This is a genomic window from Stakelama pacifica (genome assembly GCF_004361835.1).
Lineage (GTDB): Bacteria > Pseudomonadota > Alphaproteobacteria > Sphingomonadales > Sphingomonadaceae > Sphingomonas > Sphingomonas pacifica.
On record NZ_SNWD01000006.1, the window covers coordinates 105409 to 121917 of the forward strand.

The window sequence follows — 16509 nt, forward strand, 5'->3', positions numbered from 1 at the left end:
AGAAGGGGAGCAGGATGACGAACAAAGCAAGCATGGCACGGATTACGCGGACGCTGCTGCTGGTCAGTGCAGCGATATTACCCGCAACCGTGTGCGCGCAGACGACCCTAAATGCTGCACCCGATGCTGCGCTCTCTCCGGTTCGGAAAAAAGCCCGCGACATGGCCGCCGCACTTGTCGCGAAGATGACGATCGGCGAAAAGCTGGGGCAGCTTGTAAACGTCGCCCCTGCAATCCCCCGGCTTGATATTCCGGCCTACAACTGGTGGACCGAGTCGCTGCACGGGGCGCTCGGGCCGGTTCCCACCACCAATTTCCCCGAACCCATCGGCCTTGCCGCGACCTTCGACGCGCCTTTGGTCAAGAATGTCGCGGGCGTGATCAGCACCGAGGTGCGCGCGCTGCACACGCTCGGCCGAGAAACGGGCAAGCTGGGGCGGATCGGCACCGGGCTCGACACATGGTCGCCCAATATCAACATCTTCCGCGATCCGCGCTGGGGGCGGGGGCAGGAAACCTATGGCGAAGACCCCTATCTGACCGCGCGGCTGGGCGTCGCCTTTATCGAAGGGATGCAGGGGCCGGACCCGGACCTGCCGCGTGTCATTGCCACGCCGAAGCATTTCGCGGTCCATTCCGGCCCGGAACCGACCCGCCATGAAGCCAATGTCTTCGTTTCGCGCCACGATATCGAGGACACGTACCTTCCCGCCTTCCGCGCCGCGCTCGTCGAGGCGAAAGCAGGGTCGGTGATGTGCGCCTATAACCGTATCGACGGTCAGCCCGCCTGTGCCAGCGACGATCTGCTCAAGGATCATCTGCGCGGCGCATGGGATTTTCAGGGCTATGTCGTGTCCGATTGCGACGCGGTGAAGGATATCAGCGACAATCATCACTATGCGCCCGACCCGGCAGCGGGTGTCGCGGCTGCGTTGCGCGCCGGGGTCGACAGCGAATGTCACACCGCGACGCTTGGCCCCAATCCGCCCGATCTGACGACGCGCTATCGCGAGGCGCTCGACCGGCATCTGATTACCGAAAGCGATGTCGATCGCGCGTTGATCCGATTATTTTCGGCGCGGTATCGCAACGGCGATCTCCCCGGTTTGCGGTCGGATGCACCGGTGCCGGTAAGCGCGATCAACACAGCCGGGCATCAGCAACTCGCGCTGAAAGCCGCCGAAAAGAGCCTTGTGCTGTTGAAGAATGACGGTGTTCTGCCCCTAAAGCCCGGTGTGAAAATCGCGCTGATCGGCCCGCTTGCCGATGCGACGCGGGTGCTGCGCGGTAATTATTCGTCGCCCGCTTCGGCCCCGCCGATCTCGGTGCTTGACGGGCTTGGCCGCGCTATGCCCGGTGCGACGATCCTCCATGCCCCGGCCGGCGCATCGATCACCGACGGCGATCCGGTGCCTACAGCAGTGCTGCGCAGCGAAGATGGCAAAGAGGGCCTGACTGCACGCTATTACAACGCCCTTCCGGATGCGGCGGGTAAGGATGACGGCCCGATGAAGGTCGAAGCGCAGCCGGTCGTCACCAAAGTCTCGGCAGGCCTTGATGATGAAAGTCCCACGCTTCCCAAGGTGCATGAGGATCACCGCGTCACATGGACCGGATATTTCGTGCCGCCGGTCACCGGCACCTATCGCCTTGCCCTGTCGGGATGGCGCAGCGGGACAATGATGTTCGACGGAAAACCCTTTGCCGAGCTGAAAGACGCTGCATGGGGCAGTATCCCCAAGCTTCAGACGCTTCAGCTGGAGGGCGGGCGTCGTTATCCGATCCGGGTGTCGACGGACGCGCACGGCACGGCGGGCGTCGGCATCGTGTGGAAACGGATTTCGACCGATCCCAGGGCGGAGTTGCAAAAGGCAGCCGCCTCGGCCGATGTGCTGGTCGCGGTTGTCGGTCTGACCTCCGATCTGGAAGGGGAAGAGGCGCCGGTCGATGCTCCCGGCTTCAAGGGCGGGGACAAGACCGACCTGCAACTTCCCGCCGATCAGCGCGAATTGCTGCGCGCAGCAAAGGCGACGGGCAAGCCGCTGATCGTCGTGCTGATGAACGGCAGTCCGATCGATCTCAGCTGGGAAAAGGACAATGCCGCCGCGATCGTGGAGGCATGGTATCCGGGCCAGTCGGGCGGGCTTGCCATCGCGAATGTCCTGTCGGGCAAGGTCGATCCGGGCGGGCGCCTGCCTCTGACCTTTTACAAGAGCATCGACGATCTGCCGCCCTTTGACGATTATGCGATGGCGGGGCGCACCTATCGCTATTTCAAGGGCAAGCCGGTGTACCCGTTCGGTGCGGGGATGAGCTATACCAGCTTTTCCTATGGCCCGGTGGAGGTCTCCCCGGTTGCGGGCGGTGCGGAGCAGGGCGTCCGCGTGACGAGCGAAATCCGCAATACGGGCAGCCGTGCGGGCGATGATGTCGCGCAGCTCTATCTCGACTTTCCCGATGCGCCGGGCACGCCGCAAATCGCTTTGCGTGGCTTCCGGCGCGTATCGCTCGCCCCCGGCGAACGCCGCACGGTCACGTTTGACCTTTCCCCCCGCGATCTGAGCAGCGTGTCGCCCGATGGTGTGCACCGCGTGCTTGCCGGAAATTACCGGATCAGCGTCGGATCGGGGCAGCCGGGGACCGGCGGTGCGGGTCAATCCGCGGCACTTACGATCGATCGCACGACGAACCTGCCGGAATAGAGGTCGGAACTGCGGCGATGGCGCAGCAGGCGCGCAACAGCGATTGCGCGCTTTAGCCAGCGCGGCCAGATGGGCCGAAACCCGTCCGCCGCGCGGCCGACATCGCCGCAATCGGACGCCGGCGTCGCCGAATCCCGGCGATAGCCTCGCCCGGGCCATGATGTGCCAGTCCTGTTGGAAAATGGTGCCGCTTACAGGACTCGAACCTGTGACCCCCGCATTACGAATGCGATGCTCTACCAACTGAGCTAAAGCGGCACGGGGCGGGGCAATGCCTTCGCCCGAGGGAGCGGCGCTTAGCAGCAAGCATCGCGGCTGACAAGCGCCCGATTGCATCCGGTCGAACGTCCGCAGGGCTTAACCGGCTGTTTACGGCGGCGATGGCAAAAGCCGGGCGATAGCTGTACGCTGGCATGCCGAAGATTGAGGATGGGGTTACATGGTGTCGGCGCGCGACATGAATGCACGGAGCAACCGACCGGCAAGGGGGTTCGACGTTTTTGACGGCGCCCCGGTTCGCATTGCCCGCGATGAGCGGCGGATGCATGTGCGCGCCTATAATCATTGGGTCTCGCTGCTCCATGGCCGCCCCTTTCCGCTGATCGACGATCTCGATCCGAGCGATCTTGCCGATTTCGGGCCGAGCAGCGTGCTTCTGGATTTTACCTCGGGCCATGCCGATCCGGTGATCCGCTATCTGGGCGACCGGTTGCGAGAGGAATGCGGCGCGGTAGCAGTTCCCGATCATCTGAACGAAGTGCCCAGCCGGTCGCTGCTGTCGCGGCTGACCGACCAATATCATCGAATCATCGCCACGCGCACGCCTATCGGGTTCGAGGCGGAATTTGTCAGCCGCCGGGGCCATGAAACGCTCTATCGCGGCATATTGATGCCCTTTTCGGCAACCGGCGAATCGATCGACTATCTGTACGGCGTCATCAACTGGAAAGAGCTTGTCGACGCCGATACGCAGGCGCGGCTCGACGCCGAGCTGGCACGCGCGCGGGAGGTTCCCAGAAGGACGCCGCCGATTGCTGCGATCTGGGCCGATGGCCCCGGTGGAACGGTGCCAGAGGCGTCCGGGGACCGGGCGGCGGACCGGCTGCGTACGCGTCCGGCGCTGGCACATGTCGCGCTGGAGGCGGGGGAGCAGGAATTCGCCTTGCTCGTCGCGCGGCGCGGTGCGGCGTCCGGGCTCGACATCGTCGCACGTATCGACGGCGACGACCCGCTGGTCCGTGCAGCGATATTGCGGGCGGCGGACTGAATCAAAGCGGCGATCCGTTTTACAGCCTCTTGAGCCGGGCGCGCGCGAGGCGCATAGCCAGCGCATGACAAAGCAGAGCAAAAAGTCGCTGTCGCAGGCTTTCGAGGCACGGCTCGTCGAAGGCGCGCTACCCGGAGAAACCGAAGGATTTGGAGAGGTTGAACGCGCGGAGGCGGCACGGTTCATGGCCGATGTCGCCGCCGAACGCCGGGCCGGTGGCCCGGTCCTGAAACTGGATACATTCACCCGCGGTGAAAAGCGCCGCATGCGGCTCGCCGTCATCAATGACGATATGCCGTTTCTGGTCGATTCGATCGCCGGCACGATCGGCGCGCATGACATTGCGATCGACCGGATCATTCATCCCGTCGTGCCGGTCGCCCGCGATTCGGAGGGCAAGCTTACCGATATCGGCAATGGCGGCGACCCCGAATCGCTGATCTATATCGAAATGGACCGGGCGGATGCGAAGCCCCGCCGCGAGCTGATGGCGGAGCTTGAGCGCGTCCTCAGTCAGGTTCGCCATGCCGTGACCGACTGGCACGCGCTGGAAGGCGCGATGCGCGCCGATGCCGACCGGCTCGACGATGAAGAGGGCGCGGCATTGCTGCGCTGGTTCCTCGACCGCAATTTCACCCTGCTCGGCCATGAACGCTGGTTCGAAAACGGCCGCAGCGAAGGGCAGCTTGGCCTTGCCCGCGATGTGCTCGACATCCCGCTGCTCGCCGAATCGTCGCGCGAGCGCGCGCTGAAATGGTTTCGCGACGGCAAGCCCACGCCGCTGCTCCTCAAATCCAACTCGATTTCCGCCGTGCATCGCCGGGTGCCGCTCGATCTGGTGCTCGCGCCGATTATCGAGGGCGATACGGTCGTCGGCCTGTCGGTCCATGCCGGACTGTGGACGAGTTCGGCGCTGCACACCCCGCCGCGCGACGTGCCGGTGCTGCGAGCGCATCTCGCGACGCTGGAAAAGCGACTCGGCTTCGATCCGAAGGGACATACGGGCAAGGCGATGACGCATTCGCTGACTGCGTTGCCGCATGACCTGACCGTCGCATTCTCGCTCGCTGATCTCGAAAAGCTGGTGCTGACCGCGATGTCGATCGCTGACCGGCCGCGCTCGCGGCTGGTACTGATCCGCAGCGCGCTGGGCCGCCATCTCTTCGCGTTCGTCTGGCTGCCGCGCGATGAGGTATCGACCGGACGCCGCGTCGCGATCGGGCACATGCTCTCCGAAGCGGCGAATGCCGATCTGCTGAGCTGGGCGATCTCGCTCGAGGACGGAATCGTCGCGCTGCAACGCTATACGCTCGACCTACGCGGAGAAGCGCGCATGCCCGACGCGGACGAACTCGACGCCCGGATCGAGCGCATGGCGCGCGGCTGGCGCCCCGGTGTCGAGGCGGCGCTCGCCGATCAGGGGGTGGAGCGCGCGACGCGGCTCGCCATGCGCTATGCCAATTGCTTCCCGACCAATTATCGCAATTCGAACGACCCCGAGGAGGCGGCGCGCGATCTGGTCCATATCGCCGATCTCGCCGATTCGAGCGCGCGGGCGGTGCGGATCATCCCGCAGGACGGGGTGAAGGGCCGTATCCGGATCAAGCTCTACCGGCTGGGCGGTGCGCTGCCCTTGTCCGACGCGGTGCCGGTGTTCGAGAATTTTGGTTTCCGCGTGGTTGAGGAAGTGCCGACCGAACTCGACGGCAGCGACCGCCCGTTCATCCATGATTTCGAAGTGTCGCTGGCCAATGGCTATGATCCCGACCGCCCGTTCGACCGCGAAACGGTTGAGGGTGCGATTGCCGCAGTGCTGGAAAATCGGGCGGAGAATGATGCGTTCAACCGCCTGATCGTCGAAGCGGGGATGACGCCCGCCGCCGTGGTGTGGCTGCGCGCATGGTTCCGCTATCTGCGCCAGACCGGCATGTCCTATGGCCTCACCACCGTGGTCGACGCGCTGCGCGGCGCACCGAATGTCGCCAATGCCCTCATTGAGCGCTTCGCTGCGGCGCATGACCCCAACCATGAGGGGAATCGCGACGAGGCGATGGCGAAGGCCGATGCCGCGATCGAGGCGGGGCTGGCCGATGTGTCGGCGATCGACGACGACCGCATCCTGCGCAACTATCGCGGGGTGGTGCAGGCGACGCTGCGCACCAATGCCTATGCCCCGGCAGGCGATGAGGCACTGGCGTTCAAGCTCGATTCGTCGCTGGTGCCCGGTCTGCCCCAGCCGCTGCCCTGGCGCGAAATCTTCGTCTATTCGCCGCGGGTCGAGGGGATTCACCTTCGCGCCGGGCCGGTGGCGCGCGGCGGGCTTCGCTGGTCCGACCGGCGCGACGATTTCCGCACCGAAATCCTTGGCCTGATGAAGGCGCAGCGGGTGAAGAACGCCGTCATCGTGCCGACAGGCGCGAAGGGCGGTTTCTATCCCAAACAGTTGCCCTCACCCGCGACCGATCGTGAGGCGTGGTTCGAAGAGGGCAAGGAAAGCTATCGCATCTTCATCCGCGCGCTCCTGTCGATCACCGACAATATCGTCGGCACTGATGTCGTGCATCCCGACAGCGTCGTGGTGCATGACGGCAACGATCCGTACTTCGTCGTTGCGGCGGATAAGGGCACGGCGACCTTCTCCGACACTGCGAACAAGATCGCCACGGACCGCGAGTTCTGGCTGGGCGATGCCTTCGCCAGCGGCGGCAGCTATGGCTATGACCATAAGGCGATGGGCATTACCGCAAAGGGCGGCTGGGTATCGGTGCAGCGTCATTTCCTGGAAATGGGCGTCGATGTGCAGAGCGAGCCGGTCGATGTCGTGGGCTGCGGCGACATGTCGGGCGATGTGTTCGGCAACGGCATGTTGCTGTCGAAAGCGATCAGGCTGAAAGCGGCGTTCGACCACCGCCATATCTTCCTCGACCCCGATCCCGATCCGGAGGCGAGCTGGAATGAGCGCAAGCGCATGTTCGACCTGCCGCGTTCGAGCTGGGCCGAATATGACAAGAAGCTGATCTCAAAAGGCGGCGGCGTTTTCTCGCGTACTGAAAAGACGATCAAATTGTCGAAGCAGATCCGCGATATGCTGGGCGTGGATGCGGCGGAGATCGATCCCGCTGCGCTCATCTCCGCGATCCTGAAAGCGCCAGTCGACCTCATCTGGTTCGGCGGTATCGGCACCTATATCAAGGCCGCGGCGGAGAATAATGCCGAGGTCGGCGATCCCGCCAATGACCGCATCCGCGTCAATGCCGAACAGCTTCGCGCCAAAGTGATCGGGGAGGGCGCCAATCTGGGCGTCACGCAGGCCGCGCGTATTGCGTTCGCGATGAAGGGCGGACGGGTGAACACCGACTTTATCGACAATTCGGCGGGCGTCGATTGTTCGGATAATGAGGTGAACATCAAGATCGCGCTCAACCGCGAAGTGATGGAAGGCCGCCTTGATTTCGACAAGCGCAACAAGCTGCTTGCGAAGATGACCGACGATGTTGCGCAGCTGGTGCTGGAGGATAACCGGCTCCAGACGCTGGCGCTGTCCTTCATGGAAAATGACGGTGCGGTCGCGGTGCCGAGCTATGTCCGGGTGATCGAGATTCTCGAAAGCTCAGGGCGGCTCGACCGCGCGGTCGAGGGGCTGGCACCGAACGACGATCTGCTGCGCCGGTCGCAGGAGGGCGACGGGCTGACCCGGCCCGAGCTCGCCGTGCTGCTCGCAACGGCAAAGCTGGCGCTTCAGGATGCGGTGGAGGAGCGCGGCCTTGGCGACGATCCCGAACTGCGTTCCGACCTGCATCAGGCGTTTCCCGCCGCGATGCGCAGGAAGTACGCCGATGCGATCGACGAACATCGCCTGCGCGGACCGATCGTTGCGACGGTGCTTGCCAACCGGATCATCAACCGGCTGGGCGTGCTTCACCCCTTCGAACTGGCCGAAGAAGAAGGCGCAGCGATGGGCGATATCGCGGCGATGTTCGTCGTTGCCGAGCGCCTGTTCAACCTGCCCGCTTTGTGGAAGGAGATCGAGGAAGCCGATATTTCGGAAGGCGCGCGAATCGCTTTGTTCGAAGAGGTGGCGGTCGCCACCCGGTCGCAGATCGCCGACCTGCTGCGCGTGTGCAAACCCGATGATTCGCCGCGCGAAATCATCGAATGGCTGAGCCGCGGCATCGGCAATCTCGACAAACAGGCAAAGCATCTGCTGCTTGAGGAAGTGCGCGCGCAAAGCGGGCGGATTTCGGCGCGTCTGGAAGAGGCCGGCGCTCCCGCCGCGTTGGCGCGAAAGGTGGTGCGCATCTTCGAACTAGACGGCGCGGTCGGGCTGGCCGATCTGGGCCAGCGCCGCGATATCGACGAAACCACGCTGACCCGCGCCTTTACCCGCCTGGGTCAGGCGCTTGGCCTCGACTGGGCGCAGGCGGTGGCGGCGCGGATTTCGACCGGCGATCCGTGGGAGCGGCTGCTGGTGGCTGGCCTCGCGCGCGATTTCCAGCAATTGCGGCTTGATTTCCTCGGCCGGGTCGATGGCGAAGACCCGAAGGAGCGGGTCGAGCAATGGCTCGACGACAATGCGTCGCGCGTGAAGCAGTTCGTCGACCTGATCGGCCGCGCCCGCCGCGCGCCTGCGGTCAATGCCGCGATGCTGGCACAGATTGCCGGGCAGGCGCGGGTGCTGCTGTCACGGTAAGGGGCGAAGAGGGGGCGGGCCGACACGATGATTTCGACGCTTGCCATCTCGGGATATCGTTCGATCCGTAACCTCGTTCTGCCATTGGCCCCCCTGACCATCGTCACGGGGGCCAATGGCAGCGGCAAATCCAGCCTGTACCGCGCGCTGCGTCTGTTGCGGGACGTAGGGTCGGGGGCGGCGATTGCGTCTTTGGCCAGAGAAGGCGGCCTGCAGTCCACGATGTGGGCCGGTCCCGAGCAGTTCAGCCGGGAGATGCTGGCGGGGACACAGCCGGTGCAGGGAACCCTGCGTTCGGGGCCTGTCGCTTTGCGCCTCGGTTTTGCGGGACCGGACGATGGATATGCAATCGACCTCGGCTTGCCGCGCCCGTCCGGCTCGCGCTTCGATCGCGACCCGGAGATAAAGGCGGAAGCGCTGTGGACCGGCGAAGTGCTCGATCGAATGAGTGTCCTTGTCGAACGCCGCGGCCCGTCAGCGCGGGTCCGGCGTATCGATGACGGGAGCTGGCGGGAACTGACCCGGGAGCTTTCGCCGGGCGACTCTGTCGTCACCCGATGTGCCGATCCGGGCGACGGGCTGGAAATGCTGCGGTTGCGCGATCGTATGCGCGGGTGGCGCTTCTATGACGATTTGCGAACCGACCGCGATGCCCCGGCGCGGCTCACCGCCGTTGGAACCTTCACGCCCAGATTGGGGAGCGACGGCGGTGATCTGGCCGCCGCGATCCAGACGATTATCGAGATCGGCGATGCCGATTCGCTGGCGGACACGATTGCCGATGCATTTTCAGGCGCAAGCATCGGCGTCGATGAAGAATTCACTCTGCATATGCGGCAGCCCGGGCTGCTGCGTCCGCTTCACGTGCGTGAACTGTCCGACGGCACCTTGCGCTATATCCTGCTCGCCGCTGCGCTTCTCTCGCCGCGTCCGCCTGAGCTGATGGTGCTCAACGAACCTGAGGCAAGCCTTCACGGCGATCTCATCGAACCTCTGGCGCGGCTGCTCCGGCACGCCGCACGGACCACCCAGATCGTAGTCGTCAGCCATTCGCAGGCGCTGGTAGATGCGCTTGATGAGGGACAGCGTATCACGCTCGAAAAACGGCTTGGGGAAACGGTGACGGGCGGCAGCGACGTCATGCCTCGCTGGAACTGGCCCTCCCGCTGATCCTGCGTTCCGCACGCAGCGCCTCGGCCATCAGCCAGCTTCGGATCGTGCTGGCGAGGTTGGGGGCGGTATCGCTTTCGATGCGGGCAAGGTCGATGCGCGCGATCAGCGCGTTCATCGGCAGGTCGCGCGCCGCGGCTGCCGCCTCCAGCGCGCGCCAAAATACCGGTTCAAGGCTGATCGAGGTTTCATGCCCTGCAATCGTCACCGACCGTTTGACCGGGCCGACAAAGCCCCCCGGCGGCGGCGCAATGCCGGTCATTCGACGTCGAACAGCCCGGCAAGCTGATCGATCATCGTCCCGCCAAGCTGTTCGGCATCCATGATCGTCACTGCGCGCGCATAATAACGGGTCACGTCATGGCCGATGCCGATTGCCGACAATTGCACCGGCGAACGCGCCTCGATCCACGCAATTACCTGCCGCAAATGGCGTTCGAGATAGCTGCCCGAATTGACGCTGAGCGTCGAATCATCGACTGGCGCACCGTCCGAAATCACCATTAGCAGCTTGCGCTCCTCGGGCCGCGCGATCAGCCGGTTATGCGCCCAGAGCAGTGCCTCGCCGTCGATATTCTCTTTCAGCAGCCCTTCGCGCATCATCAGACCGAGCGATTTCTTCGCCCGCCGCCAGGGCTCATCCGCCTGTTTATAGATGATGTGGCGAATGTCGTTGAGCCGCCCCGGCTTGTGCGGCCGGCCGTCCGACAGCCATTGTTCACGCGACTGTCCGCCCTTCCATGCGCGGGTGGTGAAGCCGAGAATCTCGACCTTCACCCCGACGCGTTCCAGCGTGCGGGCAAGGATGTCCGCGCTGATCGCCGCGATGGAAATCGGCCGCCCGCGCATCGATCCCGAATTGTCGATCAGCAGCGTGACGACGGTATCGCGAAATTCGGTGTCGCGTTCGACCTTATAGCCGAGCGACTGGCCCGGATTGACCACGACGCGCGCCAGCCGCGCGGCATCGAGCAGCCCTTCCTCCTGATCGAAGTCCCAGCTGCGCGATTGCTGCGCCATCAAGCGGCGTTGCAGGCGGTTGGCGAGCTTCGTCACCACGCCCTGCAAATGCGTCAGCTGCTGGTCGAGATAGCTGCGCAACCGTTCGAGTTCATCGGCGTCGCAAAGATCGGTCGCCGCGATGATCTCGTCATATTTCTCGGTATAGGCTTTATATTCATAGGTCGGGGGAAGGTCGGACCATGGCCGGTTGGGGCGGACCGGCATCATGCCTTCCTCGCCCTCATCGCCTTCGCTGCCCTCGGATTCGGCATCGCCCTCAGTGGTCGATCCCTCGTCGTCTTCCTCGCCGTGCTTCAGCTCGTCCTGACGCTGTTCGCCGCGCGCATCGACATCGCCCTGACCCTCGGCGCCCTGTTCCTGCTCGCTATCGCCCTCTTCGTCGGGCTGATCCTCGGTGCCGTCTTCATCGGCGTCGGATTCGCCTTCGCTATCCTCAGGCGTAACCTCGCCCTCGGTCAGCTCAAGGTCTTGCAGGAGGTGCGAAACCTGACGCGCAAAACTTTCCTGATCGTCGATGGTGAGGCTGAGCGAATCGAGCGCCTTGCCCGCTTTCTCCTCGATCCAGCCGCGCAGCATTTCCAGCCCGGCGCGCGCGCGTTCGGGCGGTGCCTTGCCGGTCAGCCGTTCGCGCACCATCAACTGCACCGCGGTCGATAGCGGCACCTCGTCGCGCGCCTTTGCCCGCGCGATCGGGTCGGACTTCATCCGCATTTCCAGCGAACGGTCGAGATTGGCCGCAATGCCTTCATAGCCGCGCGACCCAAGCGCCTCGACCCGCGCGGTTTCCACCGCGTCGAACACCGCACGCGCGGTTGCTTCGGACGGCGCAGCCTTACGATGCTTGGCGCTGTCGTGATATTTCAGGCGGAGTGAAAAGCCGTCGGCAAAGCCGCGCGCTTCGGCCACCTGATCCGCTGGCAGCGTCCGCCCCGGCATCGGCACCCGGATATTGCGCCCGGACATGGTCGGGCTTTCGGCCGAAAAGGCAAGCTCGACATCCTCCTTGCCCGACACCGCGCGCGCGGTGCCGGCAAGCGCAGCCTTGAAGGCGTCGAGGCGGGAGCGGTCGGCCATGGCTCGCTTTATGCCTTTCCAACCACGCTTTCAGGCAGATCATCGCCGAAGACGCGCTGATAATATTCGGCGACCAGCCCGCGCTCCGCCTCATCGCATTTGTTGAGGAAGGACAGGCGGAAGGCAAAGCCGACATTGCCGAAGATCAGCGCATTCTGCGCCCAGCTGATCACCGTACGCGGGCTCATCACGGTCGAGATGTCGCCATTGACGAAGCCCTGCCGCGTCAGGTCCGCGACGCGCACCATCTTTTCGACGACTTCCTTGCCCTCCGGCTTGTCATATTCGCCCGATTTAGCGAGCACGATCCGCGCCTCGGTCGCGGCGGGCAGATAGTTCAGCGTGACGACGATGTTCCACCGGTCCATCTGCCCCTGATTGATCTGCTGCGTCCCGTGATACAGGCCGCTGGTATCGCCGAGCCCGACCGTGTTCGACGTCGCGAACAGGCGGAAATAGGGGTTGGGGCGGATCACGCGATTCTGATCGAGCAACGTCAGCTTGCCCTCGGTCTCCAGCACGCGCTGGATCACGAACATCACATCGGGGCGACCCGCATCATATTCGTCGAATACTAACGCCGTCGGAGTCTGCAATGCCCAGGGGAGCAGGCCTTCGCGAAATTCGGTAACCTGCTGCCCGTCTTTCAGGACGATGGCGTCGCGCCCGATCAGGTCGATCCGGCTGATATGCGCGTCGAGATTGATGCGCACCAGCGGCCAGTTCAGCCGCGCCGCGACCTGTTCGATATGCGTCGATTTGCCGGTGCCGTGATAGCCCTGAACCATCACCCGGCGATTATGCGCGAACCCGGCCAGCACCGCCATCGTGGTGTCGGGATCGAAAACATAGGCAGGATCAGAATCGGGCACGCGTTCATCGGCTTCGCTGAACGCGGGGCATTCCATATCGCTGTCGATGCCGAAAAGGTCGCGCACCTTCACCATCTTGTCGGGTGCATCGAGGATGGTGGTTTCGCGGCTGTCCGGCTGCGTGTTGGAAAGGTCTGCCATCGGGTCGGTCCTGTTCATCTCTTGTCGCTATCGCAGGTAGCCCTTCGCAGGTGCACCCGCAACGCCTTCGCGTTCGCAATAAGGCATGCTGTGGTTAAGCAAAGGCCGGGGAGGCCTTCAGATGCTGATACGCTTCGATCACCCGTTGCAGCGCCTTTTCATGGCTGCGATCGCCGCCGTTCCGGTCGGGGTGATATTCGCGCACCAGGTTCGAATAACGCTGGCGAAGCGCTTTGCGGTCGGCATCGGTTCCAAGGCCGAGCACCTGCAGCGCCGCGCGGTCGCGGCCCGACAGCGGCTTTCCGTCCTGCCGCCCGCGCGCCACTTTCTCGCGAAAGCGCGCACCGATTGCGTCGAGGGGATCGGTAAATTCGCGCCAGCGCGGTGCCCGGTCGGCCCCGGTATGGGCAAAAGCGCGGGTTTCGCGATCCCATCCCGAATAAGGGCGCTGCGCATGATGGATTTCGTCCGCGCTCATCCCTTCGAAGAAATTGTAACTCGAATTGAACGCGCGGATATGGTCGAGGCAGAACCAGCGCCATGCACCGGGGCCGTCGCCGCCCGATGCGCCCTCCAGCGGCGGCGCGCGAAATTCGCCTGGCTCCTCACAGCCGGGCCAGTCGCAACGGCGGCCATTTCCTTCGACCCGGCCATGAAAACGGGTTTTCGGTCGTTCTTTTCGGTTATTGCTTTCGCCTGCCACGCGACTCCCCGGGCAAAACGCCTTATATAGGCGCGATGACTGATACTGCTACCGGCCCCGTCGCCACCCAGATCCGCCGCCGCCTGACCGAGGCGCTTTCGCCTGAAAAGCTGGAGGTTATCAACGACAGCCACCATCATGCCGGCCATATGGGCGATGATGGATCGGGCGAGAGCCATTTTACCGTGATTGTGCAAAGCCGACACTTTTTGTCCAAGTCGCGCGTTGAACGGCAACGTATGGTAAACCAAGCGCTTGCCGATCTGCTGGCAGAGAAAATCCACGCTTTGTCGATCCGGGCAAGCGCGCCTGACGAGGGGTAGAATGGCATATAATCTCTGGTACTGGCCCGGCCTTCAGGGGCGCGGCGAATTTGTCCGGTTATCGCTGGAAGCGGCAGGAATCGAATATCGCGACTGCGGGCGCGAGGAGGGCGCGGAGGCGCTGATCGAAAATATGCGATCCTTCGCCCGCAAACCCTATGCGCCGCCCTATCTGGAAATCGACGGCATCGCGATTGCGCATGTCGCGAACATCCTGATGTACCTGGGGGAGCGGCACCATCTCGCCCCCTCCAACATGGCGGATCGGCTATGGCTGCATCAGGTTGAACTGACCATCGCGGACATGGTGGCGGAGGTGCATAATGTGCACCATCCGGTCGGGGGCGGTGCCTATTATGAGGACCAGAAGGCGGAGGCCGCGCGCGCCGCGAAGCAGTTCCGCGAAGAGCGTATCCCCAAATTCCTCACCCATTTCGAACAGGTGGCCAACACCAATCCGGGCGAGTGGCTGATCGACCATCGCTGGTGCTACACCGATTGTTCGCTGTTCCAGCTTGTCGAGGGGCTGCGCTACATGTTCCCCAACGCCATGCGCAATTTTGCGAGCGATTACCCCGCGCTGATGCGTATCCGCGATCAGGTGGCCGACCTTCCCGGTATCAAAACCTATCTGAACAGCGACCGGCGCGTCCCCTTTAATCAGGACGGTATCTTCCGGCATTACCCGGAACTTGACGAGGAATGAGCGGCATGGACGACATGGTGTTGCAGACAATTACTCCTACCTCGCACGATCTGGGTGGGTTTCGGGTGCACCGCACATTGCCGTCGCGCCCGCGCACCATGGTCGGTCCGTTCATCTTTTTCGACCAGATGGGGCCTGCGCATCTCGAGGTGGGGAGCGGGATCGATGTTCGCCCGCATCCGCATATCAACCTTGCCACGGTCACCTATCTGTTCGCAGGCGCGATCGACCATCGCGATTCGATCGGCACCTTTGCGACGATCGAACCGGGGGCGGTCAATCTGATGACCGCCGGGCATGGCATCGCGCATTCCGAACGCTCTCCTGAGGGTGAGCGGACAAAGGGGCCGGAGCTTTCGGGCATCCAGACCTGGCTTGCTTTGCCCGAAGCGGCGGAGGAAATGGACCCGGCCTTCGAACATGTCGGTGCGCAGACGCTTCCGGTGATCGAGGGAAGTGGCGCAAGAGCGCGAATCATCATGGGTTCGCTCTGGGGGGCGAGTGCGCCGACCACCACCTATGCGCAGACCATCTATGGCGATATCGCGCTGGAGGCTGGCGGCAGCATTCCGATCGACGCCAACGCCGATGAGCGTGCGCTGTATGTCGCAATGGGCGATGCCACCCTGGACGGCATGACGCTGGAGCCGCTCACCCTCTATATCCTCAAACCCGGCATCACCGCGACACTGCGCTCGCAATCGGGCGGGCGGATCATGCTGTGCGGGGGCGAGGCCTTCACCACCCCGCGCCATGTCTGGTGGAACTTCGTCTCCTCGCGCCGCGACCGCATCGACGAGGCGAAGCGCGCATGGAAAGCGGGCGAGTTTCCCAAAGTGCCCGGCGATGAAAAGGAATGGATTCCGATCCCCGAAATCCCCAAGACTGTCAGCTATCCCTGAACGGGCAAGCAGCAGGAGAGGCGAAAATGGCGGAATCGGAAATGCAGCGCATCGCGCTTTCAAGCGGCATAAGCCTTGATGTCGTGACGGCAGGGGACCCGGATTCGCCTGCCATGCTGTTCCTGCACGGCTTTCCCGAATCGCACCGCACCTGGCGGTATCAGATCGACGAATTCGCCCGCGATCACTTCGTCGTCGCCCCCGATCAGCGTGGATTCGCCCGTTCGGACAAGCCGCCGCATGTCGACGACTATCGCCCCGAAAAGCCGGTGGGCGACGCCATCGCGCTGATGGAGCATTTCGGGAAGGAGCGTTTCACGCTGGTCGGCCATGACTGGGGCGGGGCCATATCATGGATGCTGGCGCTCACCCGGCCCGACCGGGTCGAGCGGCTGGTGATCCTCAACGCGCCGCATCCCTATATCTTTCAAAAGACATTGTTCGATGATCCGGAACAGCGCGCGGCGAGCCAGTATATCCGCGCCTTTCGTAATCCGGAGCTGGAAAACCACATCGCCGCGATCGGGCTGGAGACGTTTTTCGACACCAGCTTTGCCAAACATGCCGATCTGGCACTGATGGCGGATGAGAAGGCGAATTATCTCGACGAATGGGCGCAGCCCGGCGCGATGACCGCCATGCTCAACTGGTATCGCGCGAGCAGCATTGTCGTGCCTTCGATGGATGAAGAGCCGAAACGGCCGGCCTTTCTTGATGCCCTATTTCCGCCGCTGCAAATGCCGGTGCTGGTTATCTGGGGCGTGAAGGACAGCGCGCTGCTCCCCTGTCAGATCGACGGGCTGGACCAATTCGTCCCCGACCTGACGTTGGTGCGCGTCGATGCCGGGCATTTCGTGCCGTGGGAAGCGCCGGACGAGGTCAACCGCGCGATGCGCGACTGGCTGCCCGCGTGATTGTTGCACCCGCGCGCGGCGC

The 16509-nt window shown here is 63.7% G+C and carries 12 protein-coding genes and 1 tRNA gene; 8 read left to right on the forward strand and 5 right to left on the reverse strand.

The features are described from left to right. The first annotated feature begins 14 nt into the window (after positions 1-14). Complete coding sequence (locus EV664_RS10475) at positions 15-2702, forward strand: glycoside hydrolase family 3 C-terminal domain-containing protein (RefSeq protein WP_133495663.1); 2688 nt, start codon at positions 15-17, stop codon at positions 2700-2702. Positions 2703-2884: 182 nt separating this feature from the next. Here EV664_RS10475 and EV664_RS10480 read toward each other — a convergent pair. Then, positions 2885-2960, reverse strand: a tRNA-Thr gene (locus EV664_RS10480). Between the two features lie 199 nt (positions 2961-3159). Between EV664_RS10480 and EV664_RS10485 the strand changes: the two genes are divergently transcribed. The 3 genes from EV664_RS10485 (at position 3160) to EV664_RS10495 (ending at position 9829) form a co-directional block, all read left to right on the forward strand. Next, on the forward strand, positions 3160-3969 hold the full coding sequence (locus EV664_RS10485) for a PAS domain-containing protein (RefSeq protein ID WP_373287507.1): 810 nt from the start codon (positions 3160-3162) through the stop codon (positions 3967-3969). Between the two features lie 64 nt (positions 3970-4033). Next, a complete protein-coding gene (locus tag EV664_RS10490) occupies positions 4034-8659 on the forward strand; it encodes an NAD-glutamate dehydrogenase (RefSeq protein ID WP_133495664.1) in 4626 nt (1541 codons plus the stop codon). 27 nt (positions 8660-8686) lie between these two features. Then, positions 8687-9829, forward strand: coding sequence for an AAA family ATPase (locus EV664_RS10495; RefSeq protein WP_133495665.1), 1143 nt, complete (start codon positions 8687-8689; stop codon positions 9827-9829). Here EV664_RS10495 and EV664_RS10500 read toward each other — a convergent pair. From EV664_RS10500 to EV664_RS10515, 4 genes are all read right to left on the reverse strand, one after another. Continuing rightward, entirely contained in the window at positions 9798-10091 is a 294-nt protein-coding gene (locus EV664_RS10500; RefSeq protein WP_133495666.1) for a ribbon-helix-helix domain-containing protein, read from the reverse strand. The two genes, EV664_RS10495 and EV664_RS10500, sit on opposite strands and share 32 nt — an antisense overlap. Then, positions 10088-11926: a cobaltochelatase subunit CobT gene (gene cobT, locus EV664_RS10505; RefSeq protein ID WP_133495667.1), complete on the reverse strand. Its 1839-nt coding sequence runs from the start codon at positions 11924-11926 to the stop codon at positions 10088-10090. Before cobT ends, EV664_RS10500 begins: the two co-directional genes overlap by 4 nt. Before the next feature lie 8 nt (positions 11927-11934). Further along, positions 11935-12939 carry a cobaltochelatase subunit CobS gene (gene cobS / locus EV664_RS10510; RefSeq protein WP_133495730.1) on the reverse strand — a complete coding sequence of 335 codons (1005 nt, stop codon included), beginning with the start codon at positions 12937-12939 and terminating at the stop codon, positions 11935-11937. A 94-nt stretch (positions 12940-13033) separates the two neighbouring features. Further along, positions 13034-13642 (reverse strand): J domain-containing protein, encoded by a 609-nt coding sequence (locus EV664_RS10515; RefSeq protein ID WP_133495668.1) that lies wholly within the window; start codon positions 13640-13642, stop codon positions 13034-13036. Positions 13643-13677: 35 nt separating this feature from the next. Between EV664_RS10515 and EV664_RS10520 the strand changes: the two genes are divergently transcribed. The 4 genes from EV664_RS10520 to EV664_RS10535 are packed head-to-tail and all read left to right on the forward strand — an operon-like array spanning position 13678 to position 16487. After that, complete coding sequence (locus tag EV664_RS10520) at positions 13678-13965, forward strand: BolA family protein (RefSeq protein ID WP_133495669.1); 288 nt, start codon at positions 13678-13680, stop codon at positions 13963-13965. A 1-nt stretch (position 13966) separates the two neighbouring features. Further along, entirely contained in the window at positions 13967-14671 is a 705-nt protein-coding gene (locus EV664_RS10525; RefSeq protein ID WP_133495670.1) for a glutathione S-transferase, read from the forward strand. Positions 14672-14676: 5 nt separating this feature from the next. Further along, entirely contained in the window at positions 14677-15573 is an 897-nt protein-coding gene (locus tag EV664_RS10530; RefSeq protein WP_133495671.1) for a pirin family protein, read from the forward strand. A 26-nt stretch (positions 15574-15599) separates the two neighbouring features. Beyond that, positions 15600-16487: an alpha/beta fold hydrolase gene (locus EV664_RS10535; RefSeq protein WP_133495672.1), complete on the forward strand. Its 888-nt coding sequence runs from the start codon at positions 15600-15602 to the stop codon at positions 16485-16487. Positions 16488-16509 lie beyond the last annotated feature (22 nt).